Origin of the sequence: Chitinophaga pollutisoli, assembly GCF_038396755.1 — a bacterium.
In the GTDB taxonomy this organism is placed as follows: Bacteria; Bacteroidota; Bacteroidia; order Chitinophagales; family Chitinophagaceae; genus Chitinophaga; species Chitinophaga pollutisoli.
The window spans coordinates 5,525,031-5,551,736 of the sequence record NZ_CP149822.1 but is presented as its reverse complement, the minus strand read 5'-3'; the positions used below and the strand labels follow the sequence as shown (position 1 = coordinate 5,551,736).

24 protein-coding genes are annotated in these 26,706 nt (G+C 55.7%); 15 read left to right on the top strand and 9 right to left on the bottom strand.

What is annotated here, in order from left to right:
- Positions 1-211: 211 nt before the first annotated feature.
- The gene (locus WJU16_RS23680; RefSeq protein WP_341835830.1) at positions 212-634 is read right to left on the bottom strand and encodes a hypothetical protein; all 423 of its coding nucleotides are present in this window, start codon (positions 632-634) and stop codon (positions 212-214) included.
- Positions 635-746: 112 nt separating this feature from the next.
- On the opposite strand from WJU16_RS23680, the gene WJU16_RS23675 reads away from it, so the two are divergent.
- The 7 genes from WJU16_RS23675 to WJU16_RS23645 are packed head-to-tail and all read left to right on the top strand — an operon-like array spanning position 747 to position 7,271.
- Positions 747-2,207 (top strand): TolC family protein, encoded by a 1,461-nt coding sequence (locus tag WJU16_RS23675; protein ID WP_341835829.1) that lies wholly within the window; start codon positions 747-749, stop codon positions 2,205-2,207.
- Positions 2,204-3,193, top strand: coding sequence for an efflux RND transporter periplasmic adaptor subunit (locus WJU16_RS23670; protein ID WP_341835828.1), 990 nt, complete (start codon positions 2,204-2,206; stop codon positions 3,191-3,193). Before WJU16_RS23675 ends, WJU16_RS23670 begins: the two co-directional genes overlap by 4 nt.
- On the top strand, positions 3,190-4,374 hold the full coding sequence (locus tag WJU16_RS23665; protein ID WP_341835827.1) for an ABC transporter permease: 1,185 nt from the start codon (positions 3,190-3,192) through the stop codon (positions 4,372-4,374). Before WJU16_RS23670 ends, WJU16_RS23665 begins: the two co-directional genes overlap by 4 nt.
- Entirely contained in the window at positions 4,349-5,509 is a 1,161-nt protein-coding gene (locus tag WJU16_RS23660; protein ID WP_341835826.1) for an ABC transporter permease, read from the top strand. The genes WJU16_RS23665 and WJU16_RS23660 overlap by 26 nt, the downstream gene beginning before the upstream one ends.
- Positions 5,499-5,864 (top strand): hypothetical protein, encoded by a 366-nt coding sequence (locus WJU16_RS23655; RefSeq protein WP_341835825.1) that lies wholly within the window; start codon positions 5,499-5,501, stop codon positions 5,862-5,864. The genes WJU16_RS23660 and WJU16_RS23655 overlap by 11 nt, the downstream gene beginning before the upstream one ends.
- 8 nt (positions 5,865-5,872) lie before the next feature.
- On the top strand, positions 5,873-6,700 hold the full coding sequence (gene murI, locus WJU16_RS23650; protein ID WP_341835824.1) for a glutamate racemase: 828 nt from the start codon (positions 5,873-5,875) through the stop codon (positions 6,698-6,700).
- A gap of 55 nt (positions 6,701-6,755) precedes the next feature.
- Positions 6,756-7,271, top strand: a complete 516-nt coding sequence (locus WJU16_RS23645) for a ferritin (protein ID WP_298714467.1) — start codon at positions 6,756-6,758, stop codon at positions 7,269-7,271.
- A gap of 520 nt (positions 7,272-7,791) precedes the next feature.
- Here the strand turns inward: WJU16_RS23645 and WJU16_RS23640 are convergent.
- Positions 7,792-8,682, bottom strand: coding sequence for a chromate resistance protein ChrB domain-containing protein (locus WJU16_RS23640; protein WP_341835823.1), 891 nt, complete (start codon positions 8,680-8,682; stop codon positions 7,792-7,794).
- A gap of 543 nt (positions 8,683-9,225) precedes the next feature.
- Between WJU16_RS23640 and WJU16_RS23635 the strand changes: the two genes are divergently transcribed.
- From WJU16_RS23635 to WJU16_RS23620, 4 genes are read left to right on the top strand one after another with little or no spacing between them, the layout of a single operon-like run.
- Entirely contained in the window at positions 9,226-12,264 is a 3,039-nt protein-coding gene (locus WJU16_RS23635) for a TonB-dependent receptor (protein ID WP_341835822.1), read from the top strand.
- Positions 12,265-12,275: 11 nt separating this feature from the next.
- A complete protein-coding gene (locus WJU16_RS23630) occupies positions 12,276-13,949 on the top strand; it encodes a RagB/SusD family nutrient uptake outer membrane protein (protein WP_341835821.1) in 1,674 nt (557 codons plus the stop codon).
- An 18-nt stretch (positions 13,950-13,967) separates the two neighbouring features.
- The gene (locus WJU16_RS23625) at positions 13,968-17,042 is read left to right on the top strand and encodes a TonB-dependent receptor (protein ID WP_341835820.1); all 3,075 of its coding nucleotides are present in this window, start codon (positions 13,968-13,970) and stop codon (positions 17,040-17,042) included.
- 12 nt (positions 17,043-17,054) lie between these two features.
- Positions 17,055-18,806, top strand: coding sequence for a RagB/SusD family nutrient uptake outer membrane protein (locus WJU16_RS23620; protein ID WP_341835819.1), 1,752 nt, complete (start codon positions 17,055-17,057; stop codon positions 18,804-18,806).
- 74 nt (positions 18,807-18,880) lie between these two features.
- Here WJU16_RS23620 and WJU16_RS23615 read toward each other — a convergent pair whose 3' ends face one another.
- Entirely contained in the window at positions 18,881-19,243 is a 363-nt protein-coding gene (locus WJU16_RS23615; protein ID WP_341835818.1) for a helix-turn-helix domain-containing protein, read from the bottom strand.
- A gap of 98 nt (positions 19,244-19,341) precedes the next feature.
- Here WJU16_RS23615 and WJU16_RS23610 point away from each other — a divergent pair, with 98 nt between their 5' ends.
- Positions 19,342-19,917, top strand: coding sequence for an NAD(P)H-dependent oxidoreductase (locus WJU16_RS23610; RefSeq protein ID WP_341835817.1), 576 nt, complete (start codon positions 19,342-19,344; stop codon positions 19,915-19,917).
- Positions 19,918-19,929: 12 nt separating this feature from the next.
- Here WJU16_RS23610 and WJU16_RS23605 read toward each other — a convergent pair whose 3' ends face one another.
- The 4 genes from WJU16_RS23605 to WJU16_RS23590 all read right to left on the bottom strand — a co-directional run bounded on the left by WJU16_RS23605 (position 19,930) and on the right by WJU16_RS23590 (position 23,365).
- Complete coding sequence (locus WJU16_RS23605; RefSeq protein WP_341835816.1) at positions 19,930-20,367, bottom strand: nuclear transport factor 2 family protein; 438 nt, start codon at positions 20,365-20,367, stop codon at positions 19,930-19,932.
- A 52-nt stretch (positions 20,368-20,419) separates the two neighbouring features.
- On the bottom strand, positions 20,420-21,196 hold the full coding sequence (locus WJU16_RS23600; RefSeq protein WP_341838689.1) for a M60 family metallopeptidase: 777 nt from the start codon (positions 21,194-21,196) through the stop codon (positions 20,420-20,422).
- Complete coding sequence (locus tag WJU16_RS23595) at positions 21,133-21,936, bottom strand: M60 family peptidase N-terminal accessory domain-containing protein (protein ID WP_341835815.1); 804 nt, start codon at positions 21,934-21,936, stop codon at positions 21,133-21,135. Before WJU16_RS23595 ends, WJU16_RS23600 begins: the two co-directional genes overlap by 64 nt.
- 127 nt (positions 21,937-22,063) lie before the next feature.
- Positions 22,064-23,365: an O-acetylhomoserine aminocarboxypropyltransferase/cysteine synthase gene (locus tag WJU16_RS23590; protein WP_341835814.1), complete on the bottom strand. Its 1,302-nt coding sequence runs from the start codon at positions 23,363-23,365 to the stop codon at positions 22,064-22,066.
- 176 nt (positions 23,366-23,541) lie between these two features.
- Here WJU16_RS23590 and WJU16_RS23585 point away from each other — a divergent pair, with 176 nt between their 5' ends.
- The 3 genes from WJU16_RS23585 to WJU16_RS23575 all read left to right on the top strand — a co-directional run bounded on the left by WJU16_RS23585 (position 23,542) and on the right by WJU16_RS23575 (position 25,614).
- Positions 23,542-24,021, top strand: coding sequence for a hypothetical protein (locus WJU16_RS23585; RefSeq protein WP_341835813.1), 480 nt, complete (start codon positions 23,542-23,544; stop codon positions 24,019-24,021).
- Positions 24,022-24,030: 9 nt separating this feature from the next.
- Positions 24,031-24,504 carry an SRPBCC family protein gene (locus WJU16_RS23580; protein ID WP_341835812.1) on the top strand — a complete coding sequence of 158 codons (474 nt, stop codon included), beginning with the start codon at positions 24,031-24,033 and terminating at the stop codon, positions 24,502-24,504.
- Between the two features lie 63 nt (positions 24,505-24,567).
- A complete protein-coding gene (locus tag WJU16_RS23575; protein WP_341835811.1) occupies positions 24,568-25,614 on the top strand; it encodes a sialidase family protein in 1,047 nt (348 codons plus the stop codon).
- Between the two features lie 67 nt (positions 25,615-25,681).
- Here WJU16_RS23575 and WJU16_RS23570 read toward each other — a convergent pair whose 3' ends face one another.
- Both WJU16_RS23570 and WJU16_RS23565 read right to left on the bottom strand, forming a co-directional pair.
- Complete coding sequence (locus WJU16_RS23570; RefSeq protein WP_341835810.1) at positions 25,682-26,161, bottom strand: hypothetical protein; 480 nt, start codon at positions 26,159-26,161, stop codon at positions 25,682-25,684.
- 179 nt (positions 26,162-26,340) lie between these two features.
- Positions 26,341-26,682, bottom strand: coding sequence for a hypothetical protein (locus WJU16_RS23565; RefSeq protein WP_341835809.1), 342 nt, complete (start codon positions 26,680-26,682; stop codon positions 26,341-26,343).
- Positions 26,683-26,706 lie beyond the last annotated feature (24 nt).

Sequence of the window (26,706 nt, the reverse complement as noted above, 5' to 3'; positions counted from 1 at the left end):
GGCAACTTACGGTTTTCCGCTTTTTAATGCACTGCTGGAAAGGACAAAAAACTTGCAGGAAAGGAGATTTTTGCCCGGTTGCTTATAGGAGAACCGAATGTGAACCAAATGTGAACCGAAGGAAAGCACTGCAACCTGCCTCCAATTAGAAAAGCGGCGCACTGCGGCGCCGCCTTCCGGGTCATTCCAATCACTGTATAGTTGAAAACCGTTATCGTTTTACGAAGAACTCCCCGCCGGTGGGGCCATCGTAGCCGATGAACCATTTGCCTGCCAGGCTGTCGTCTTTTTCAAAGGTGGCGTGGAAAGAAAACAGGTTGTCGGTCCCTTGTTCGTACTTGTAGCGGGCATATAATTTCTTGCCGTTGCGGATATACGTACCGTTGGCTTTCATCGATTGGCTGGCGCCGAGGTCATGGACGATCAGCTTTCCGTTTTGAAAGAATTCCATCTTGAAATGGCCCAAATAGCCTGCGAAAACGGTGTCTCCGAGTTCATTTCCATAAGAATATCCGTACCGGCCCGTCCAGGTACCTTGTAAAACATCTGAAGGTTGCTGCGGTTGCGGCTGGCGGGATTTTTTGCACGCAAAAAAGGCTATGGCGGCGCATAGCAGAAGTATGGTTCGAAGCATGGCGGTGGGGTTTAAACAGGGCAAAAATAGCCGGTTCCGAGGGGAGAAACAATCACATAATTATGTGATCGCCACGAACAAATGGCGGCGGCTGCCTGTTAAAATGGAGAATATGAATCCATCAGCCCGACTCATCACCACATTCCTATGCTTGCTGGCCGGCCATACCGGATCTGTTCGCGCGCAATCGGGCGAACTGAAACTGGAAGATTGTTTCCGCCTCGCCCGCCACAAGAACCTGGCCGTGGAGCAGGCCCGCCGGTCGCTGAACGCCCGGCAATACCACCTGGAAGCCGAGCAGGCCACGTATTTCCCGAAAATCGATCTGCTGGCGGGGTATAATTATCTGAGCCGTCCGCTCGAAGTAAACCTCCAGCAGGTGAAAGACGGGATCGTGCAGGGCTCCTCTTCCCAGAGCGTCAACACCGCCAATACGGTCTTTAAAGAGATCACCGGCAGTGACCTGCCGCAGAACGTGCAGGACGTGGTGTACAAAGCGTCTGAAAACATCATCAACACCTTCTACCCCGATTACAACCCGGCGCTGAGTAAGCAAAGTTATTTCACGGCGGCCCTCGCGCTTCGGCAGCCCATTTACCTGGGCGGCAAGCTGGCCACGGCGCGTAATATCGCCAGGGCCGAATACGACGCGGGGATCGTGAACCTGGAACTGGTGGAGAAGCAGATGGACTTCATGCTGGCGGCGGCTTACATCAAGATACTGTACGTCAACGCCATGATGGCTTCGCAGGCGCGGATCGTGACGGCCATGGAGCGCAACGAGCGCCATGCCGCTTCGCTGGTGAAGAACGAGATCATCCCGCCGTACCAGCGAAACTGGGCCACGGTAGCGCTGACGTATGCCCGCAGCCGTATGCATAACCTGGAGCTGGAAAAGATCAACGGGCTCGTGGAGCTGAAGCGCCTGATGCAGCTTCCACAGGATACACCGCTCCTCATCACCGATACCCTGCGCTACGCCCGCATAGCAGACGCCGCGCCGCCGCCGGGTTTCTGGAAAGGCAACCCCGCCTGGAAAGCCGTGGATACCAAAACCGCCCTGGCCGAAACCAGCGTGAAAGCCAGCAAATCGCTGCAACTGCCCAACATTTTCGGCATCGCCAGCCTCAACCTTTACCAGCGCGACCTCCCCGTAACTACGCCGCCCTGGCTGGTAGGCGTGGAAATGCAGTGGAACCTCTTCAGCGGGTTCTCCCGCGAGAAGCGCGTGAAAGCCACCAAACAACTCGTGGAAGAAGCCCGCATCGCATCTGACAACACGCAGGCCCTGCTGGAGGCCTCCGCCACGGTGGTGCGCAACAAAGTAACCGTGCTGGAACGCGATATGCAAAGCCTTTTGCAGGCGCGCGACCAGGCGCAACTCACCACCACGCAGGTTCAGGAGCGCCTCGCGGAGCAACTCGCTTCCGTGAAGGAGGTGAACGAAGCATTGCTGGTGGAAGAAGAGCTGGGCAAAGCTTATTACACCTCGCTGTTCGCCTACCTGCTGGCGGCAGCGGAATACTATAACATTCTTGGAATACCGCAACAAATCTCCGCTTTGATACAATGAAAAGATTCCTCACACAATATTGGGCGCTCCTCATTCCCGTCTTGATCCTGCTCATCGCCGTGCTGTTCCTTATCCGGCAATCGCCGGCGGCAGACAACCAGTCCCTCGGCATGGTCGACGCTTCGTATGTAGACGTAGCCGCGGAATTCCCCGGCCGCCTCGATTCCCTTTTCGTAGAGCAGGGCGATACGGTGAAACAGGGACAGCTCCTCGGCGTACTGCGCACCACGGAGATCAACGCTATCCGCGCGCAGGCGGAAGCGGCCATCGAAGCGGCGCAGTCGCAGGTGAAACTGCTCAAAAAAGGCGCCCGGCCCGAGATCATCCGCAATGCGGGCAACCTATATAAAATCGCGCAGGATCAATATGACCTCGCACGGAAAACCTACGAGCGGATGGAAAGGCTGTACAGCGACAGCGTAGTGTCCGGCACGGAGCGCGACATCATCCACTTCAAATACCAGGCTGCAAAAAAGGAAATGGAAATCGCGCGGCTGAACCAGGAGATGCTGGAGAAAGGCACCCAGCCCGAAATCATCCAGACCGCCACCGCCATCCTCAAACAGGCGGAACAAGGCTATGAGCTGACCAAAGCGCTCACCGACAATACCCGCATCCACGCACCGGCCGACGGCATTATTTCTTCGCTGGTGATCCACCAGGGCGAGATCGTGAGCATCGGCTACCCGATGATGACGCTGCAGAAAAATCTATCTTACTTCATCCGGTTCAATATCCGGCAGGATAAGGCCGCGGCGTACCCGCTGGGTGGCAAAGCCCGCGTGAAGGTGCCCGGCTGCGATCCGGAACAGTTCGACGTGCAGGTATCCGCCGTTGCGCCCTCCCTCGAATTCGCCAACTGGGTGCCCACGAAAGAAAAAGGCGCGTTTGAGCTGCGGACCTTCACCATCGAAATGAAACCCATAGACGTCACCGGCATCCAGGGCCTCCGGCCGGGGATGACCGCATCCCTGCAAACGCCATGATCCGCGCCATCGCACAGATCGCGCTCAGGGAATGGAAACGCATCCTCACCCGGAAAGATCATTACATTGTACTGCTCGTCCTGCCCGCGTTTCTTTTCTTCTTCTACGCCCTCATTTTCGATAAGCAGCAGGCGGAAGACCTGCCAGTGGCCGTGTGGGACGACGACCGCTCCCCTGTTTCCCGCCAGATCACCTTCCTGCTAGAACAAACCGCAAGCATTCACATTACGCACGCTGTGAGCAGCGAAACCGAGATGCGGCAGCTCATGCAGGAAAAGAAGATCATCGGCGCGGTGCATTTCCCGAAAAATATGGAAACCGATATCAAGAGCCGCCACCCGGTGAAAGTAGCCGTTTACACCAACGCATCGGCCCTCATCCCGAGCAAGCTGGTGTATAAAGACGCCTCTACCGTGATCATCACGGCCGGATCGGGCGTTAACCTGCAGAAATTCATGAAAACGGGAATGACACAAGGGAAGGCCATGGCGCTCATCATGCCAGTGAGCCTCGAACTGTTCACGTTGTACAACCCCACGTATAATTATCAAAACTACCTCGTGCCCGGGCTCGCCACTGTGGCCATGATGATGATGATCATAATGGTAACGGTGCTCATGTTCAACAAGGAATGGGAAGAAGGCACCGCGCAGGAAATGGCGGCGATGGGTAAAGGCCATGCGGGGATCTTGTTTGCCGGCAAGACGATCGCGCACCTCACCGCCTCCTGGGTCAACTTCGCGCTGGTATTCGGCGTGATCTTCCCCATCTTTTCCATGTTCCACGCCGGCACCTGGTGGAATTTGTTCGTGATGTTCAACCTCATGTCGCTGGCCTGCATCGGCATCGGCGCGATGGTGTCGGTGTTGATGATGGATGTGATGCTGGCGCTGGATTTCGGGATCTTCTACACCTCTCCCGCGTTCGTGTTCAGCGGGTTTACATTCCCGCGGTGGGGCATGCCCTGGTACGATCAGTACTACGCGGCCATCATGCCCTACACGCCTTTCCTCGACGCGTTCTTCAAGCTGTATTTCATGGAGCTGCCGTTGCGGTACGCAGGCCCGGAGGCGCTGCGGCTCCTGCTGTTCATAGGGTTCACATTCTTCATCGCTGTTTTCTTCCTGCAGAAGCGGCTCCAAAAGACACCGTCCCATGCTGTTCCGCTTGCTGCTTCGTGAAGTTCAAAGAGTGGCGGCGGATCACAGCCTGATCCTGACGCTGCTGCTGGCGCCGCTGGTATACGTATTCTTTTATGGCAGTATTTACCAGTACAAGGCCGAGGAGGAAGTGCCCATTGCGGTGGTCGACGAAGACCGCTCCGGCCTTTCCCAAACGCTGATCACGCAGATCGACAACTCCCAGATGGTGAACGTAGCCCTGCGCACTACGCTGGAAGGCGCGAAGGAAAGCATGTACCATGGTCACATACAGGGTTTCCTGTATATCGAAAAAGGCATGGAACAAAAGGTGCTGTCGCTCCGGCAGGCCAATATGGTACTGGCAGTGAACGCCGCGCGCTTCCTGCCTTCCAGCGAAGTGGCCGGCGCGATTACGCAGATCGGGCTCACGGTAGGCGCGGGCGTGCGGTTGCAGTACCTGCAGAAAAAAGGCATGAATACGGAAATGAGCATGCAGGAAGTAATGCCCGTTAATGTTGATTACCGGCCGATGTTCAACAGCCGTTCAGATTATGGCACGTTTTTGTTACCGGGCTTGATCGCGATGATATTGCAGCAAACGCTACTCATCGGACTGGCCGGCGGCTCCGCGGCCGAAAGGCAGCGCGGCTCGCTGGCGGAATGGATGCAAACGGCAGGGGGGAACGCCTCCACGGCATTATGGGGGAAAGGCCTGTTTTACTTCCTGCTTTTCTGCGCTTACGCTTACTTCTTCCTGACCGTCAACTTCCGCGTACTGGAACTGCAGATACTCGGCATTGGCTGGGAACTGGCGCTGATCACCGTGATTTTCCTTTTGTCGCTCATCCCGATGGGCATTTTCACCGGATTGCTTTTCAAATCGCAATTGCTGGCCACCCAGCTGATGGTCTTCTCCACCTATCCCATATTCCTCATCACCGGCTACAGCTGGCCCCTGTCTGAAATGCCGCCTTTCGTGAAAGCCGTATCCTACCTGCTCCCTATTACACCGTTTCTTGGTTTGTACCAGGGCATCGTGCAGCAGGGGGCGCATATTACGGATAGGCTGCCGGATTTGTACCACCTGATGGCGCTGTGGTGTTTTTATACCGCTATCTGCTTGTGGAAGATGCGCCGCCTCGAAAAACAAAACACCCCCGTCCATGCGGTCTAAAGGCGGCATACTGATCACGCTCACGCTGGGCACGATCATGTCGTCGCCGGTTACGGTGGCCACGGTGAACGCCGTGCCGCGGCCCCTCATCACACAGGCTTCTTCGCTGGACAACCTCGTGCTCCAGGTATCCGGGGGGATTGGCGTGGCGGTATTGTCGGTGGTGCACCAGGTCGGGGATTATTCCCTGGCGCGGGGTTACAGCGCGCCATCGGCCGAGCAACTGGCATTGCAGTACGGTTTCAGCATATCGGCGGCGTTGCTGGTGCTGGCGGTGGTTACCACGCTTTTCATTTCCAACAGAAGGGCGCAAAAGCACCTGCCGCCCGCGCCGGCAACGGCAAAAATTCCGTAATTTGGCGCATGCAGAAGAAACCAGGGCCTATCGGCGTATTTGATTCGGGTTACGGCGGGTTAACCGTTTTGAAAGAGATCGTGAAAACCTTACCCGCCTACGATTACATTTACCTGGGCGACAATGGCCGCGCTCCCTACGGCGGCCGTTCTTACGAAACCGTTTACCATTACACGCTCGAATGTGTGCAGCACCTGTTCAGCATGGGTTGCCACCTGGTGGTGCTGGCCTGTAATACGGCATCTGCCAAGGCCTTGCGGACCATCCAGCAGCACGACTTGCCGAAGATCGACCCGGAGCGCAGGGTGCTGGGCATTATCCGGCCCACGACGGAGATCGTGGGGGATTATTCGCGCAGCCGGAACGTGGGGATCTTCGGCACGGCGGGCACCGTCAATTCCCAGAGTTATCCCATTGAGATCGAAAAATTCTTCCCGGATGTAACGGTTTACCAGCAAGCGTGCCCGATGTGGGTGCCGTTGGTGGAAAATGCGGAATATGAGAGCGAGGGGGCAGATTTCTTCATCCGGAAATACATCCGGCAGCTGATGGTGCAGTCGGAAGAGATCGATACTATCGTGCTGGGGTGTACGCATTATCCTTTGCTGGCCGATAAGATCCGGCATTATTTGCCGGGGGATGTTACGTTGCTGTCGCAGGGAACAATTGCCGCGGCGAGCCTGGCCGATTACCTGCAGCGGCATCCGGAGATCCGGGAGAAATGCAGTACGGGAGGCACACGCACTTTTTACACGACAGACGATACGGCTACGTTCGACCGGCAGGCTGGGATATTTTTCGAGCAGCCGGTAGAGAGCAGGCACCTGGTATTGTAGGGATGTAAAAAATCCGTACATTGGAGCGGAACTTTTCATCTAAATTCACTTCACTATGCTAAGTAAATCAATACAGGACGCACTGAATGCGCAGGTAGGTCTGGAAGCGGCATCGTCGCAGGCGTATCTGGCGATGGCATCCTGGGCCGATATTCAACCGGGGCTCCAGGGCGTTGCCGACTTTTTCTACCAGCAATCCGACGAGGAAAGGGTGCATATGCTGAAGCTTCTCAAGTTCATCAACGAGCGGGGCGGTTTTGGCGTGGTGCCTGAGCTGAAGCAGCCCATCATTACGTTCCTGTCGCTGAAACGCGCATTCGAGGAGTTTCTGACCCATGAGATCAAGGTGTCGGAAAGCATCAACGACCTGGTACACCAGGCCCTGCAGGAAAAAGACTATGCCACGCATAACTTCCTTCAATGGTATGTATCCGAGCAGATCGAGGAGGAAAGACTGGCCCGCACGCTGAACGACAAGCTGGAGCTTATCGGGGAAGACAAGAGCGGCCTCTACCTGTTCGACCGCGATATTCTGAATTACCGCGCCCAGGTTGCCCGGGGCGGGAAATAGGGAGCACATAAAATCATGATTACGACCGGCGAAAGCCGGTCTTTTTTTTGCCCGGAAGGGAGGAATGCGGGGATAGCAGATTTATTTTCGAAAAATCGCCGTGACTAATAACCCGTGATTAAAGCCGGCATTGCTATCATTGAAGAGCCCCGCCTAAGAGATGTCCCCTAAAGGCAGGTTTTCCCGGTGGGCTTGAATGTAGCAATGAAACTTCGTACATGCGGGTGGAAATGGTATTCTCCACTGGCTTCGCCGAAAAAGAAAAAACCACGCGGATGCGTGGTTTCAGAGGTCATACCGGCGCCGGATATCGGCATGCCGGATTTGAATAATGCTAACAAAGTCGCGGTGAGTTTGTCAACTTAGATGCCAGACAAAAAGGGTATATGCAAATTTTCAGTTTCGTTAAGACCAACCATGCGACGCCTGGGCTGCCGTCTTGCCCGCTGGATACACATGCTCAAACGCTTGCTGGCCGCTATGTTCAGAAGAATATGCCAAAATCCATGCAAACGTTTCCTTAATTTTCTTCTTTTTCCTCTATGGGCTGCGCTTCCCGATTCTTTTGGGCGCGGATAGTTTTGAGGTGCCCGGTGGGTGTTTTGCCGTAGTGGTAATTAAAGAGGCGGGAAAAGTGCCCCAGGTCGGAGAAGCCCGTCATGTAGGCGATTTCGGTGAGCGAGTATTTCTCCTGTTCCATGAGGTCCACAGCCTTTTCCATGCGTTTTTTGCGGATGTATTCCCCGAAACTCATGTCTTCGAGGTCGTTGGAGAATTCGTTATTGAGATAATAAGGATTGGCGTCGAGCTTGCGGGCGAGCCCCGGCAGGCTGATGCAGATGTTGGTATCAATCTGGTCCTGTACCAGGGCGGACAGCTCCTGCATCCATTCCGGTTTGGGTTTACGCTCGGCGTAGCGTTGCGTGAGGAAGCGGTGGAAGACCTCCATGAGTGCATGTTCGGAGTATGCAGGCGGTTTTGTGATGCCGGGGAGTTGCCGGGCCCAGCTGTAGAGGGCGTCGTAATAGATAATGCCCTGGCCGGTAAGCGCGTCACCGGGCGGGAAATTGAGCGCGAGGCCTTCGGCGATGGCGCGGAAGCCCGCGGCCTGGGGGCAGGGCTCGTTGCGGATGGGTGTAAGGCAACGGATGACGGGCGACATGACGGGCAGTGCCGGGTCGGGCAATGGATGGCGGCGGAGGAAGATATCGAAGAGGCATTGGTGCTCGCCATAGGTGAAGTAGTCGGTGCCCTTGATGCCGAACGGAGTGGCTTTTTCGGCCCTGGCGAAGAAGATCACCCGGGGTTCGGGGAGGTAGGTAATGTCTGCCTCCGGATCAATGAATTTGCGGATGAGCCAGATGCAGGCGATACGGTCGAGGGTCGGATGTTCACAGGTTACCCATTTCATAATAAGACGCGGTTTATGATATGATTTGAAGATGGTTGAGGAGTAGAAAATGAAACTTTTCACGCAAAAAGACTGTTAACCGATTCCTAATCGGAGAAATTCATCCCGGAAACCGTTGCAACACGGGGATTGCAGGACTTATTGTCATTACAACACAATCCCATACCCGCAATTTTCTGCAAAATAAATTTGGACATGCGGGAATAATTTTATTATTTGGCTTAAAATGCAAACGATTGCACTTCTTTCGTGCAAACGATTGCACCAAAATGGACGCAACCAAAATTACACGTATCAAGAAATGAGAAAATAGTATCAGGACAGCTGAATTCCATACCATTGCATGAAGATCTTTGGACGAACGTTATGAAAAAGTGCCGGTAACATCCCTTTCCACCGGCAACATCTCACATCGGTCAGATCTGTTACGTCTTTACAGGAATGAAGTTGGCCATCAATCTATGAAAGAAGCGCCGGTTACACGTTTCCGGTCCACACGTTATAATAATGCCAATCACAATCACCAGTCAAAACTGATTTTTGATGAGAAAATTTCACGTTAGAAAGCTGCTGCTGCTACCCGGCGCAGGCTTCCTGGCAGCAGGCCTCTGGGCTATTCCCGCCCAGGCGGTCCATTACAGTCCGGATACCCCCGCAGGCGCCAGCACCCGGCGGGCAACCGTCAACGGCGCCGTTACCGACGATTTCGGCAAGCCCATCGCCGGCGTTACCATCCGCCGTAAATCCGGCGCCGGCACCGCCGTAACAGATGCAGACGGAAACTTCTCCCTCACCGCAGCCCCCGGAGAAACGCTCGTATTTTCGCACCCGGGTTTTCGCATCACCGAGGCCACCGCTTCTGCCGGTAAAGAGATGAAAGTGCAAATGCTGCCCTCCCTGCAGGATAGCGACTCCGTGTACAACATACTCTACGGCCAGCAACGCAAAGCCACCACGGTGCAATCCATTGCCCAGCTCGGCTCCCGTGAGCTTAACCGCACCTTCTCCACCAGCCTGCATGGCATGATGTCGGGAAGGCTGGCCGGTTACAACGTCAGCTATACCCCGGGCATACCAGGCGACGAGTCCTTCTCCCCCAACCTCCGCGGCCAGTCGCCCATGATCATGATCGATGGCGCCCCCGCGCGCAACATGACCAACATCAACCCCGAGCAGATCGAATCGGTGACGCTGCTAAAAGATGCATTGGCCACCGCCATGTACGGCATGCGCGCTTCCAACGGCGTGTTGCTCATCACCACCCGCAAAGGCGATAAAGCCAGCGGTCAGCGCATTTCCTTCACGGCGGGCGTGGGCACCTCGCAGATGCTGAAGGAATACAAACCCCTCAGTTCCTACGATTACGCCAGGCTCTACAACGAAGCCCTCGCCAACGACGGCCAACCCGCCATCTACTCCCAGCAAGACCTCGACCACTACCGTAACGGTACCGATCCCTACGGCCACCCGGATGTGGACTGGCGCAAGGAAGTCCTCAACAAGAACGCCCTCATGCAGCGGTACGACCTGAATATTTCCGGCTCCCGCGGCAATGCGCGCTACTTCGTGGACCTCAACTACACCAACCAGGCAGGCCCCTTCAAAACCGAAGGCTTCAACAAATACAACACCAACGCCGACATGCAGCGCTACCTGATCCGCTCCAACGTAGACGTGCAGATCAACCGCAGCATTTCCGCCAGCCTCAACCTGGCCGGCCGCATCCAGAATAACAACGAGCCCGGCGGATTCGGCCCTTCCATCATGCAGGGTATTCACAACACCCCGCGCAACGCCGCGCCGGTGAAGAACCCCGACGGATCTCTCGGCGGCAACAGCTCGTACGACACGAACCTGTACGGCGCCACCGTGCAAAGCGGCTACGCCAACCTCTATGGCCGCGATATCAACGCGGAACTGAACATCCGCGCGGATCTCAGCGACATCACCCAGGGCCTCTGGTTCCGGGTGGGCGGTTCCTTTTACACCAACTTCACCGAATACATCGTGCGTACCAAGCAAAACGCCGTGTACCAGTTGTACGTAGACCCCGCCACCGGCGATACCAGCTATCTCAAAACCGGCGAGGATACCGATATGGTGAACGTGCGCGACGCCAGCACTACCGAGCGCTTCTTCTATACTGACGCGCAACTGGGCTGGACCCGCGGATCCGGCAACCACCACTTCAACGCCATGATCGGCGCCAATTACGATAACCGCATCCTCGGATCCCAGCTGCCGCAGTTCTTCCTCGGCACCAACGCCCGCCTGCAGTACGATTACGCTGAGAAGTACCTCTTCGAAGCCGCTATCGGTTACAACGGCACCAACCGCTACCATCCCGACCGCCGCTATGGCGCGTTCCCCGCGTTTGGCATCGGCTGGAACATCGCCAAAGAAGACTTCCTGAACAAGGACTGGCTCAACATGCTGAAGCTGCGCGCCACCTACGGCCTCACCGGCAATGCCTTCAACGCCACCCGCACATCCGGTTCGGGCGAATCGTATTTCGTGTATAACCAGTACTACGTGAACGGCACCGGTTACAGCTTCGGAAATTCGCATTCCGCGGTAACCGGCGTGCGCGAAGGCACCCTCAACAATCCATACGTATCCTGGGAAAAAGCCCGCAAATTCAACGTGGGTGTGGATGTGGAACTGCTAGACAGCAAGCTTGCCTTTACCGCTGAATATTACAACGATCTCTATTTCGACCTGCTCCAATTGCGCGGCACCAATACCTCACTCCTCGGCATCGGTTACCCCGAAGAAAACATCGGCAAGCAACGCCGCAAGGGGATGGAGTTTTCCGCTACCTATCGCGGAACAGCCGGCAAGCTGAGCTATTACGCATCCGGCAACCTGGCCGTATACCATGGCGTGGATGAATTCTTTGACGAAACATACCGTCCGTACCCCTGGCTGTACCGTACGGGCAATTACACCGGCCAGAGCTATGGTTACATCGCGGAAGGGCTTTTCCAGAACGAAGCCGAGATCGACCGGAGCGCCTGGATCGACGGGTACCGCCCCAAGCCCGGCGACATCAAATACAAAGACCTGAACGGCGACAACCGGATCAACGCCTTCGACCAGACGATGATCACGCCCGGCAAACCGAACATTAACTATGGCCTGAACCTCGGCCTGGGCTGGAAAGGCTTCGACCTGGCCGTGCTGATCCAGGGCGTGGGGAACCGCTACTCCACCGTTCGGATGGCTGAGTTCGACAACAACGGGTTAGGCAACGCCTGGGAGCACCATCTCGACCGATGGACACCCGAGACGGCCGCATCCGCCACCTATCCCCGCCTGACGGTTGGCACCAATTTCAATAATTCCCGGGCTTCCAGCTACTGGATCCGCAACACATCGTTTTTGCGGCTGCGCAACGCCGAACTGGGGTATAACCTGCCGGAGACCTTCGCACGCAGGTTCCGCCTCGCATCCGCCCGCTTCTTCCTAAACGGCACCAACTTGCTGACCTGGTCGAAGTTCAAGGATACAGATCCGGAAAACCTGCTTGGCAATTACCCGGCCACCCGTGTGATGTACGCCGGTCTTACCATCAAACTCTAATGCGCATCAACATGAAAAAACTCATCTACATCATACCCGCATTCGCACTGTTCGCCACGGTGGGGTGCAATAAAAACCTGGAGGAAGGGCCGCTGGAAAACCTCGACTCGTCCTTCATTTTCGATCCGGTAGACAAGAACGGTTCTTATGCCGAGCAGTTCCTCAATGATATCTACGGAAACATGCCCAACGGCTGGAACCGTATCGGCAACTCCATGCTCGACGCTGCTACCGACGACGCCGTGCCTTCGCAGCGCGGCAGTTCGATCGAAGATCTCCGTTTCGGGCGGTTCGACGCCTTCGGCAATCCGGACGACGTATGGACGGCACGCTACACGAGCATCCGCAAAGTGAATGTTTTCCTCGCCAACATCGGCAAAGTGCCGATCATCGACGAAACGAAAGACTTCTGGAAAGCTGAAGCCCGCTTCCTGCGCGCCTATTCCTACTTTGAACTGCTGAAACGCTATGGCGGCGTTCCGCTCATGGGCGACAGGATCGGCACGCTTGCCGAAGACCTCCAGCTTCCCCGCAGCTCGTTTGAAGCCTGCGTGAATTATATTTCCGCCGAGCTGGATGCCATCAAGCCCCTGGTGCGCACGTACACCAACTCCGGCGGCGATTACGGCCGTATCACGAATACCGCCATACTGGCGCTTCAATCCAGGCTGCACCTCTATGCCGCCAGCCCGCTTTTCAATGCCGGCAACCTCGCAATCGCCGACCGTGAACTGACCGGTTATACCGACGTTTCCGCCGGCGCCGTGAAAGCCCGGTGGGAAAAAGCCGCCGCTGTCGCCAAAGAGCTGATCGACCTGAATGTGCATACCATCGAATCCAACTACACGGGCGTTTTCATCACCCGTAACAGCAAGGAGATCATTCTCTCCTACCTCCGCGCCAATACCAGCGACGTGGAGCAGAACAACGGGCCCGTGGGCTATACGCAATTCAGCCACAGAGGATATACCAGCCCCACCGAAGAACTGGCTGAAGTTTTCCTCATGAAAAACGGCAAGTCCATCACCGATCCCACATCCGGTTACGATCCGAACACACCGAACGTGGGCCGCGACAACCGTTTCCAGAGCGTGTTTTTCTACAACGGCGTGCGTTGGATGAGAAGGCCAGTGGAAACGTTTGAAGGCGGGCTCGACCGCCCCGGCGGCAACCGCACACAGACGCAGACGGGCTATTACCTCCGCAAATTCATGTACGACGCCAACAACGCCACTTCGCTGGGAACGCAGCCGCATAACTTCCCGCTTTTCCGTTACCCGGAAATTTTCCTCAACTACGCAGAAGCGCTGACGGAAGCGCATGAAACCACCCAGTCTGCCGCTGTAACGGCATTGAACAGGATTCGCAACAGGGGCGGGTTCGCCAACCCCGTTCCCAACTCGGTATCCCGCGACGACCTGCGGCAGCTGATCCGCGATGAGCGCCGCGTGGAGCTTTGCTTTGAGGAGCACCGTTACTGGGATATCCGCCGCTGGATGATCGCCAAACAGGTACTCAGCGGTGAGCTGCACGGCCAGCGCATCATCCGTAACGACGACGGCACTTTCACCTACACCCGCATTTCGGTAGGTCAGGTGAACTTCTCGGACCGCATGCACCTCTACGCCATCCCGCAAGGCGAGATGTACAGAAACCGCAACCTGAAACAAAATCCCCTTTGGTAATCCGATAAAGCTTCCGTTATGAAAAAGATATTTTCTTCCCTTATACTGATCTGCCTGTTCGTCCAGGCCATGGCCCAGGACGCGCGCAGAAACGTGAGGGGCACCGTCAGGGACGCCAACGGAGCGATTCCGGGGGTGACTATTTTTGAGAAAGACGTGCCCAGCAACGGCACCACCACTACAGAAACGGGCACATTTAACCTGTCTGTCCGCGGGAAAAGCAACATTCTCGTATTTAAATTCGTGGGCTATCTCCAGCAGGAAGTCAACATAGCCGGCAAAAGCGAGATCAACGTTACGCTGCAGCAGGATGTGAAGGGATTGGAAGAAGTGATGGTCGTAGGTTACGGCCGCACCACCAAGCTCAGCAACACCGTAGCCACCAGCTCCGTGACCGGCGACGAGATCCGACGCGTGCCTACCGCCAGTTTACAGAATGCACTGGTGGGCAAACTGCCCGGCTTCCTCGCTATGCAGCGTTCGGGCCAGCCCGGCCGCGACGGCGCGGAGTTCCTGATCCGCGGCGCGTCCACTTTCTCCGGCAACAGGAACCTGACGCCGCTGATCATCGTGGACGACGTGGAATTCACCGGTAACTTCTCCGACATCGACCCTGAGCAGGTAGCCAGCGTCACCATCCTCAAAGACGCGGCATCCGCCGCCGTTTACGGGATCAAGGGCGCCAACGGCGTAATCGTGGTAACGACTATCCGCGGCCAGAGCGGGAAAGCGCAGATCCGGCTGACAAGCAACTACGGCCGCCAGGGCAACAGCATCCGGCCGCGTTTCCTCAGTGCCTACGACCATGCGCGCCTGCGCAACGACGCGCTGGAGAGCGACGGCTTGCCGAAAGAATATACCGAAGAAGACCTGAATCACTGGAAAAACGGCACCGATCCCTACGGCCATCCGGACATCGACTGGTGGGACGAGCTTATCCGCAAATCCACTACCCAGACGAAAAACAACCTCAGCATTACCGGCGGTTCAGACAAGATGCGTTACTTCATTTCGGTAGGTCACCTGTTCCAGAACGGTATCCTGAAAGATTTCCGGGAGCCGGGATCTTCCGTCAACCCCAACTACTACCTGAAACGCTACAATTACCGCAGCAACCTCGACTTCCAGGTAACACCCACGCTGGACCTGGGGCTCGATGTATCGGGCTATTTCGGGGAAGAAAATGAGCCGAATACCCGTGGCCGCGCCAACAGGAACAAGATCTGGTTTGAGCTGTACGATTATAAGGCACTGCCGCCCATGGCCTATCCCATCTACAACCCCGACGGCAGCTTCGGCGCCGCGCCTGAAACGGTGGTAACGGGGAACGGTGCGGGCAACAACATCGTAGGCAGGCTGATGAAAGGCGGTTACAGGAGAGATTTCGAAAATGATATGCAAGTGAACATCCGCGCCTCCCAGAAACTGAACTTCATCGCTCCCGGCTTGAAACTTTCCGCGCTCGTGAGCTATTCCAGCAACCAAGGCTTCAGCCGCGACCTCGGCCGGACCAACTTCCTGTCGTTCATCTACAACAGCAAAACCGAGACCTATACCCCGCTGCTACCCAATACCTACAGAGACGAGAAGTACTCGCTCGGCAGCACCGCCACCACCGTGGAGAAGCGCCTTAACACGCAGCTTTCCCTCAACTACGACACCACTTTCGGCAAAAACCACCACGTGTACGCGCTCGTGCTCCTGAACCAGTTCTCTGAAACGGAAGGGGCCGCGTTGCCGGAGAATTTCCGGGGGTATACGTTCCGCCTGGGATATGATTTCCGGAAAAAATACCTCATCGAGTTCAACGGCGCATACAACGGCACCGACCGATTCAAGTCCAGCAACCGCTACGGATTCTTCCCGGCGGTTTCCGGCGGCTGGAACATCGCGGAGGAGCCGTTTTTCAAGAACAACGTTAATTTCATGGACCTGCTGAAGATCAGGGGCTCCATCGGGATGACGGGTACCGACGATATCAACAACACTTATCAATACCTCTACGAGCACGTATATAACAACGGACTGGGCTACAACTTCGGTGAAAGCCCGCGTTCATTCGCCGGAATTTACGAAGGCGTGCTGGGTAACGAGAACGTGAGCTGGGAAAAAGAACTGCAATGGAACGTGGGAACGGACATGAACTTCTTCAAAAATAAGTTGTCGTTCACGGCGGAAGTATTCAAAAGAAAAAGAACGGACATCCTCCTGCCCCGCCAGAGCCTCAGTTCCATCATCGGTATCGGCCTGCCGCCGTCTAACCTGGCGCAGGTTTCCAACCGTGGCTTTGAGCTGAACCTGAATTACAACAACAAGATCGGCCAGTTCAGCTATCGGATCAATGCAAATACATCCGTCGCCAAAAACCGGATTGATTTCATGGATGAAGGCGTTCCCCCTTACCCCTGGCTGCGCCAGACGGGCGGGCAAACCAATCGCGAGCTGGGTTACGTGACGGAAGGTTTTTATTATGACCAGGCGGATGTGGACAGAAGCCCGCTTCCCGTGGGGCCCAAGCCGCTGCCAGGCGACCTGAAGTACAAAGACCTGAACAACGACGGGAAGATCGACCCTTACGATATGGCTTACAACCGGTATTCCAACACGCCCACCACACAATATGCGATGACGCTGGGCGGCGACTGGAAAGGCCTGAGCTTTTCCGTAACGTTCCAATCGGCGACCAATTTCGTGCTGAGCCAGTTCGCCGAAGCGGTGACACCATTCTTCGGCAACCTTCGCCAGGTGCACCTCGATGCCTGGACACCGGCAAACCGCGATAACGCGAAATTCCCGCGGATTTCCACGATGGACAACATCAGCAACGCTCTCAGCAATCCCTCCGATTTCTGGACCGTGAAAGGTGATTACATCAAGCTGCGCAATGCAGAGGTCGGTTATACCGTTCCCCGCCGCATCACCAACTCGCTGCGCCTGCAGCAGGTGAGGATTTACGCCAATGGCTCCAACCTCATCACCTGGATGCTCGGCCCGAACCTGTACGACCTGGATCCTGAAGTTTCGTCGAGAACGGAAGGCGGAGTGTATCCCACGCAGCGCGTTTACAACGTAGGCCTGAACGTTAACTTTTAAAACCGGACAAACATGAAAAGCATCTATAAAATCTGTTTCGCCGCGATGGCAAGTGCGGGTGTTTTTACCTCCTGCGCGAAGAAAGACCTGCTGGACCCGACGGTTGTGCGGACATTGAACGAGGAGCTGACGTTCAGCGATAGCGTACGGACCGTGGCCTTTGTAACCGCGATCTACAGTGAGCTCGGCGCCAATTCTTTCACCAGCCGGTATGGCAACGGGGGAAGTTTGGCGGAGGGGTCAGACGAGTCGGTTTCCCGCCTGTTCGGCGCCACCCAGCCCTGGGTGCCCCTGATGATCGGGACGCTCAACTCCACCCGTACCACGCCATACGAAAAAGTGTATAATAACGGCTGGAACAACATCCGCCGGGTGAACACCTTTTTGAAGAATTACAATAAGCTGCCGCTGGCGGAAGAAACCAAAAACCAGTTGCTGGGCGAGGTGAAATTCCTGAGGGCATGGTACTTCTGGTCGATGGTGCAACACTTCGGCGGCCTGCCCATCATCGGCGACAAACTGTATACGCTGGACGACACGATCCTGGAGCCACGCGCCTCTTACGAAGATTGCATCGAATACCTGGTAAGCGAGCTGGATGAGGCGCGCGAACTGCTGCAAGCGCCCGGTGACCAGGGTGGCGAAGATTACGGCCGCGCCAATAAAGGGTTCTGCATGGGATTGAAGGCACGCATCCTGATGTTCGCCGCCAGCCCGCTGTATAACGGCGGACAGGAAAGCATCGCCAATATAGATCAAAAACCCCTGATCGGGTATGACGCACCTTATGACAATAAACGTTGGGACAGGGCCTTCGAAGCTGCCAAAGATCTGATGGATACCAATTGGTACACGCTGGTGGAAAACAATGCCACGCCGGGCAGAGGGTTCTACGAACTTTTCATCACCCGGAAAAACAATGAATTTATTTTCCCTGCCATGGCCGGCTCCAACCGCACGATGGAAGCCAACTTCCTCCCCCGCTCCCGAAACGGCAACGTGAACGGTTGCCCCAGCCTGAACGCGGCGAAGCGCTTCGGCACCAATAAAGGCCTGCCCATCACCGATCCGGCATCAGGATTTAACGCGGCCGATCCGTTTAAAAACCGCGATCCCCGTTTCAATTATACGATCCTGAATAACGGCGACAAATGGCGCACCAACGCCAGTGGCACCGCAACTCCTATATGGACGCATATTGGCGCAGGAACAGACGGCGTGGACGCGAGCCTTGTGTATACCGGCATGTTCTTCCGGAAGTTCTGTAATGAATCATCCACCGCAAACGCCGGCACCAACACCGACCGTGTGATGCCCATTATCCGCTTCGCCGATATCCTGCTCATGCACGCTGAAGCCGCGATTGAGAAGCCCACACCCGATTACGCGGCCGCGGCAGAAGATATCATCCGCATCCGAAAACGCGCGGGCATCCAACCGGGGGCCGACAACCGTTATGGGTTGAAAGATGACAACACCGTTGAATACTGGAGAGAAATCATCCGCAATGAACGCGCCGTGGAGCTTTGCCTGGAAGATTCCCGCTTCTGGGACGTCCGCCGCTGGAAAACCGCGCCTGTGGAGCTGAACACGACAATCATGCGCCTCATGATCACCAAGGTAGCCGACAACCAGTTCACTTACGCGGAATTGCCGGTGGATAAAAACCCGATCCGGGTGTTCCAGCCACACCACTACTTCTTTCCCCTGCCCATGACCGAAGTCATGAAAAACAGGGAGATGCTGCAGAACCCCGGCTATTAAGCCTTTCTGTCACATCAAAACATAAAAAAAGACCGGCTCCCCGCGGATGCCGGTCTTTTCTTATACTGACGAAATTACTTTTTTGATTCAGACTGATGCGCCTTCCCCCAAGCGTCCAGCGCTTTGATCACGGGTTTCAGCTGCATGCCAATAGGCGTAAGCTCATATTCCACCCGCGGCGGGATCTCCGCGAAAACAGTGCGCTTGACAATCCCGTTTTCCTCCAGCCTTCGTAGCTGTAACGTCAGCATCCGCTCCGTGATTGCCGGCATGCATTTCCGCAGCTCCCCGAACCGCAGCTTCCCCTTCACCAGGTAACAACAAATTGCCAGCGACCATTGATTCCCGATGATCCCGGCCGCATACACCTCAAAACAGTCTGCCGACATCAATTTCCGGTTGGCGTAGTTGGTAGATGTTTCCTTTATCCTAGCCATTACTTACCTTTTTTATAGTACCATACAATTAGCTGGCAATATACGGAATGATGGTGACCTGCGTAACTTTGTACCGTTCAAATCAAAACGACAGGCGCATGAAAACACTGGTCATCGTAACCCACCCGAACATGGAAGCTTCCGTCATCAACAAAAGATGGATCGCTGAAATGCAAAAACACCCGGAGCAGTATCAAATCCATGAACTTTACAAATCATATCCCAGCGGCAAGATCGACGTCCCCCGCGAGCAGGCTCTCATAGAAGCCCACGACCGGATCATCTTCCAGTTCCCACTGTACTGGTTCAGCAGTCCGCCCCTGCTCAAACAATGGCTGGACGAAGTGCTGGCCTATGGCTGGGCGTATGGCAGCAAAAGCGGTTACAAAGCCGGCGGCAAGAAGATCGCGCTGGCCATCACCGCGGGCATCGACGAAGAAGAATACCTCCCCGGCGCGAGATACAAGTACACCTTGCAGGAACTGACCCGGCCCTTCGAGCTCACGTTCGAATACATCCGGGCCGATTACCGGGGCTTTCATGCTTTCTACGGCATCGAGCTGAATGCCTCCGAAGCCAGGATCGAAAGCAGCGTGGCGCCATACATGGATTTCCTGGCGTCGTTCGCGGGCATAAAAAAGCCCGCCTCGTGTGAAGCGGGCATTTGCCTGTAGTATTTCAGTTTGTCAGGATGCGGGCGGTACTTTTACCGCCTGCCGGCCGATCAGTTTCCAGTCTTTCCCCGATTTTACCCAAACCGTCATCACGTGGAGATGCACTTTCCCGGGTTTGCCGCCGTCGTTGGTATCGCCTTTCAGCGTGTGCCGCACGATGGCTGTGCTGCCGGTTATCGCGATGGTTTGGTCGGAAAGCTCCATCGTCACGAAGTCACCTTTTCCGCTCACCAGGTAATCCACGAATTCGGCCCTGTTTTCGAGCCGGGCGTTGGAATGGCCGTAAGTGAGCGCGGGGCCGGTGAGCGCTTCAAGTGCGGTTTTATCAGCGTCGAGCATGGCGGTGCGGAGTTTGGCAACGGCCGCGGCCACGTCTTTCTCATCTTTGGATTGCGCCTGCGCAAAATGGCAACAGGCCGTGAACGCAAGGAGGGATAGCAGTTTTTTCATGTTTTCATATTTGTGGAAGTCCCGTCAAAATACAAAATCTTCCACAGAAATATCATTCCGGCGGGAAGTTGAAGGGCATCCATCCCGGGAGGGCAGACAGTTCCTTCTCCACGTCGTCGCTGATCGGAATCCCCCATTTTTCAAAGAACGGCGCGATGTTTCGGCCGCTTACTTTGGAGAAAGTGCTGGCCCAGAGGTCGCGCTTCATCTGATCTCCCCGTGCATACGCCCCGGTAGGATCGGCGACGGCCATGGCCTGGTATTCGCGGAAGAATTTTTTATACGTTTCCCAGCCAAAGGCTTCCTGCAGCTGGCGAAACATGATAAGGCCGAGGAAAGGGTTCTGTTGCCATTTGGCATAAGCAGGCCCCGCCGCGAAATACTGAATCATGGCTTTCTGCGTTTCCTGGTTGGAAATACCGGTATGCGCATTATCGCGGCCGCCGCAGAGGCGGTCGAACATGTACAGCGAAAAGAAGTTGCAGCTCACCTCGGTGGTACCGCCGAACACCCAGTCATTATTCTGCATGTTATGACCGATTTCGTGGAAGAAACCCCAGTTGGCGCCGCCTTTGCTGCCCTGCATCAGCCTGTCGGGATTGGCGATCACATCGGCCGACAGCATATTCCGCGAAGGCGAATGGTGGATCATGATGGGATACCCGCTATGCATGAACCCTCCGCCGATGTGCTCGTCGATCACCATGCGCTGCGGCCGGTAAAAAGGCTGCGGAATCTGCGCCAGTTCCATTTCACCACCCACGATCAGGTCCCACAATTTGAGCACATAATCCGGATCGCCCACCTGCCGGAGGACGGAATCGGGGATAGTGATGACGACCTTTTCGGTAGCCAGCTCCCCCAGGGTGCTTTGCTTCCGGCCAGCTGCCTTGCCCAATCTTCCGCCGTGGTTTTACCGGCGATGAAAAGCGGGGCTTTCACCGCGCGGGAAATCTTTACCGGGGCCGTCCAGGATGCGGATTTAGGGCCGGCGGTAACGTAGATCAATCCGCCGAAAGGCGACGTGATGCGGGTGATTTTCTTGCGGAGTGTATCTATCCGCACGATATCGGGCATGCGGCGCCAATCTTCGCCACCAGCCACCCAGCGCGTAAGGTTATCGGAATGCGCCCCGATCTGGATGCAGACGTTTTTATCCAGCAACGATTCGGGCACCGTTACCTCGATATACTCCCCTGCCACGGCATATAAACCCGTGCTGTACATGGTATTGCGCCAGGGTTGGGAAAAATGCAGCGTAGCCACCACCGGCGCCAGCGCGTCGCTGATCTGACGATGGGAAATGGAAACGGTTTCGGTTACACGTACGGCGCTTTCGCCGACGCTGCCCGGGAATACCGCCGCGGAAGGATGCGCGGAGATTTTTGCGTAATCCGTGGAGGCGAGCTGCGCTTTGCTCCAGTCTCGGACGGCGTTGCGCAGATCCTTGTCTTTTACGGAAAGCCGGTTTTCCGGGGAAACGAGCACTTTGTCCGGCGTGAGCTGTTGCGCGCCGACAGACAGTGCGGCGCATAACATTGCGCAGCAGAAAGAGGTTTGCCTTATCATAGCGTAGTCATCTTTCCGGCAAGATAATATGTGGCCGCAACCGTTGTATTTTATTCCGGATGAATGGCAAAAAAAACCGGCCTCCCGATTTGGGAAGCCGGCGTATGGCAAAGTGATGTCTGGAAACTCAGATTTTGGCGAAAGCCTGCGCGAGATCTGCCTTGATATCCTCAATATGTTCGATGCCGAGGGAGATGCGCAGCAATCCGGGTTCCACGCCCGCCTTGCGCTGCTCTTCTTCGCTGAGCTGCTGGTGGGTGGTGGTGGCGGGATGGATGATGAGCGTTTTGCTATCGCCCACGTTGGCGAGGTGGTAAATGAGCTGGAGGCTCTGCACAACAGTATCCGCCGCATCTTTACCGCCTTTCACCTTGAAGGAAAGCACGCCACCGGCGCCTTTTTTCAGGTATTTTTTCGCGGCTTCGTGGTATTTGTTGCCGGGGAGGCCAGGGTAGTTCACGAATTCGACCTGGGGTTGCTTTTGCAGCCACTCGGCCAGGGCCTGGGTGTTTTCGATGGTCCGGTCGACCCGCAGGCTGAGGGTCTCCAGCCCCTGGATGAACAGGAACGCGTTCTGCGGCGACAGCGAGGGCCCGAGGCTGCGAAGGCCGGTCACCCGGGCGCGGATGATGTAGGCGATATTGCCGAACGGACTGCCGGCCCCGAACACTTCCCAGAATTTCATACCGTGATAAGCCTCGTCGGGCTCGCTGAACTGGGAGAACTTGCCGTTGCCCCAGTTGTAATTGCCGCCGTCCACAATCACGCCGCCGATGCTGTTGCCGTGGCCGCCGATCCATTTGGTGGCGGCTTCAACTACCACGTTGGCACCGTGTTCCAGGGGGCGGAACAGGTAGCCGCCCGCGCCGAAGGTATTGTCGACCACGAGGGGAAGGTCATGTTTTTTGGCAATGGCGCTAATGGCTTCGAAATCGGGGATGGCGAAGCCAGGGTTGCCGATCGTTTCCACATATATGGCTTTGGTTTTATCGTCGATGAGGGCTTCGAAGCTGGCGGGGTTATCGAGGTCCGCGAAGCGCGCTTCCACCCCTACCCGCTTGAAACTCACTTTAAACTGGTTATAAGTGCCGCCGTAGAGATAGGAAGAAGTTACGAAGTTGTCGCCCGGGAGGAGGATATTATGCAGGGCGATGAACTGTGCCGCCTGTCCGGAAGCCACTGCCAGCGCGCCTACGCCGCCTTCCAGGGCTGCGATGCGTTTCTCGAACACATCGGTTGTGGGGTTCATGATACGGGTGTAAATGTTGCCGAATTGCTTCAGCTGGAAGAGGTCCGCCGCGTGGGCCGCATCATCGAACGTATAGGAAGTCGTCTGGTAAATGGGGACCGCCGCTGCGTGCGTGGTGGGGTCGGGCTGGTAGCCTGCGTGCACCTGGAGTGTTTCGAAACGTAAGGAGTTGTTTGACATGATGTATGCTTTTGTAGTCTACAAAATAGCTAGACTATTTTGATTATCAAAATAAAAAAAGAGAAATCCTTCCGTTCGTCAAGCCCGGGTGGCGGAACATCAAAGGCTTTTGCCCGGCAGCGGGGGATTTGCGTGTTTTGGGTTGTGCAAGATATTTCCTCATTAAAACAATACCCATGCAACACAAATTCCTTTCCGGCGCACTGATGGCCCTGCTGGGCCTGTTCGCCGTGGTTTCCCTGGGAGCCGGCCGCGGTACCGACTCCTTCAAGGTATACCTCAACAACAAGCTGATACACGAGCAGTATGTGGAAGAAAAAGTACCGCTTGACCTGCTGCAGCTCGACGACAGCAATATCAACGACCGGCTGACCTTCCATTACAGCCATTGCGGCCGGATCGGCACGGGCCGGAAGCTGGCCGCAAAAAACGCAGCGGGGAAAACGCTGCGCGAATGGAAATATGCCGACGCGCAGGGTAAGCAATCTGGCATGGCGATACCGGTGAAGGAGGTGCTCCAGCTGCGCCAGCAGAACGTTTCCTTCTTCTATACCGCCACCGAGTTGCCGAAAGGGCAGCAAATGGCCTCCTTCCGCCTGCATGCTGCTACCACTTCCTGGGTCCCCGGCGAATCAGTTCTGGCATTATTGTGCTAGATTTAGGGTATGTCGCGCACATACCGCATCCGCAAAACGCAGGAATTACCCGTGGGTTTGGACAGGGCCTGGGAATTTTTCAGCGATCCTTCCAACCTGCAACACATCACACCGCCCCGGATGGGCTTCACCGTTGTCAGTGAGCCGCATCAGGGGCGGATTTATGCCGGGCAGATCATCGAATACCGCCTCAAACCCGTGCTGGGTATCCCCCTGTACTGGATGACCGAAATCACCCGGGTAGAGCCCGGCAAGATGTTCATTGACGAGCAGCGATTCGGGCCCTACAGCTTCTGGCACCACCAGCACCACTTCGAGCCCCGGGGCGATGGCACCCTCATGACCGACATCGTCCACTACCGCATCCCGCTCGGCTGGCTGGGCGACCTGGCCAACAACATCTTTGTCGGCCGGCAGCTCGCACAGCTCTTCGATTACCGCACCGCCGCCGTGGAAACGCTCCTGCAAAACAATGACCGTTGATGTTGGCATTTTCGGGATGAATTAATTACTTTCATGGCCCTTAGTACCAGAAAAACTGAAAGTATGCTTCGTTCCCTGTTGGCTTTGTCCCTAATCGCCTGCGCTCCAGCCTTCGGCCAGGAAGTGGTTCCGCAGATGCACACCCGCATTTATGTCATGGAAACGCCGAATGTCCCGGAAGTCCATGCTTCCACCATCGTGGAACTGGATCAGGACAGGCTCATGGCCGCCTGGTTCGGCGGTACACAGGAAGGGAAAAAGGACGTCGGCATCTGGACTTCCATCTACCAAAAAGGCGCCTGGAGCCAGCCGGTGGAGATCGTTAACGGCGTGGTAGACGAAAAACTCCGCTATCCCAGCTGGAACCCCGTTTTGTTCAAAACGAAAGCCGGAAAACTTTTCCTGTATTACAAAGTAGGGCCCAATCCGCGCGAATGGTGGGGCATGATGATGCATTCCAATAACAACGGCAAATCCTGGAGCAAGCCCGAGCGCCTGCCCGGAAATATGCTGGGGCCCATCAAAAACAAGCCCTTCCAGCTGGAAAACGGCGATATCCTCTACCCTACCAGCACCGAAAGCGTAGATAAAAACATCTGGAAAATCCATCTCGAAAAATCGGATAAAAACGGCCGCAACTGGACGCACATCGATATCCCCAACGATACTTTCCAGGCCATCCAGCCCAGCATCCTCCGGCATGGGCATGACAGCCTCCAACTGCTTTGCCGCAGCAAAAATAATCACGTAGTGCAATCCTGGTCAGCCGACAACGGTAAAACCTGGAGCCCGGTAACCGCCACTTCCCTGCCCAATCCCAATTCGGGGACTGACGCGCTGACGCTGGCCAACGGGTATAAGCTCATCGTTTTCAACCCCACCCAGCGGGGTGATAAATGGTCAGACGGGCGCGCGAAGCTTTATGTCGCCATCAGCCGCGACGGCCAGGAGTGGAAAAACGTGGGTATCCTTGAAAACGGCGATAAAGGTGAATACAGCTATCCTGCGGTGATCCAGGGAAAAGACGGCCGCATCCACATCACTTACACCGCCGACCGTAAGAACATCCGGTACGTGACGATGCGGCTGGAACCATTGACGACAGAATAAATTAAATATTTCAGAATACGCCACGGCGCATCTCCCCTCCGGAAGATGCGCCGTTTGCTTTATAAAATTATTTGCGGAAGGAAGGACTTTGCCGCGCGCTTTTCCAACGGTCCTTTATTTTCCAGAGGGCGCGCATGTAACATGCGGTAACGAGCAGCACGAACACTTCCATCCCAACAAACCTCCAGACGATGGTTTTGTAAAAAAACAGGTCGTACCCCATGAAGGCGATAAATGCCGCGCAGGTCATGGCGGCGGTCAGCAAAGAGTATGGCAGTCCCCAGGCATATTCCATGAGCAGGCCTGCCGCGGCGGCTCCGCTGCACAACGCTACCACGGAGCATAGCATGATGACAATATCGTAGGAGGTATGAATGCCCCTTTGCAATTCGGTTACGGTATGGTACAGGCTGAAAAGGAAAACCAGGGAAAAGAGGAAGATCATAGCGGCGAGACCGCGGACCCAGACGGGCAGCAGGGTATTGCGGGAATCGGGGGCGCCGTGGTAATGGCGCGTCATGTCGTTTGTAGGCATAGTGTTGGTCATAGGGTGAAGGGATGGAAGGTTAAGGGCAATTGGGTACTGGTCCTGCTAGCTGCTCTTCGGCCTGATAAGCCATTGGTCCTGAATGGCATACAGTTTCAGGGCAAGACCGCCATGCGCGGCAATATACGGCAGGCAATAAAGCCCGTTCCATATGCCGGAACCGACCGTTCCCAAAATAATCAGAAATAATAGAAAAACGATAATGACAGCCGGTATGAGGAAAAAGTAATCGAATGTTTCCAGCCGGCCCATAGTAACAGGAAACTTGCCGTCAATACACCTGAAATAAGCAACAAGATGTGACCCGGCGCAAAATCGATGGTCGCCTTCGGTTCCTGCGCCGTCCAGGTCAGAATCGTAATGTATACGGCAGTCACAAAAACCGCCAACACAACCAGCAGCAGGATGCCCATTAGTAAATGCATCCACCAGGTAATCAGCTTACGGCGCGGCGGCAATGCTGGAAATTCCTGTTCGGTCAGGATGTGCGGATCTTCCGTATCGGATTGGAATGTTTGCATGTAATTTATTTTGAACGGGTATTA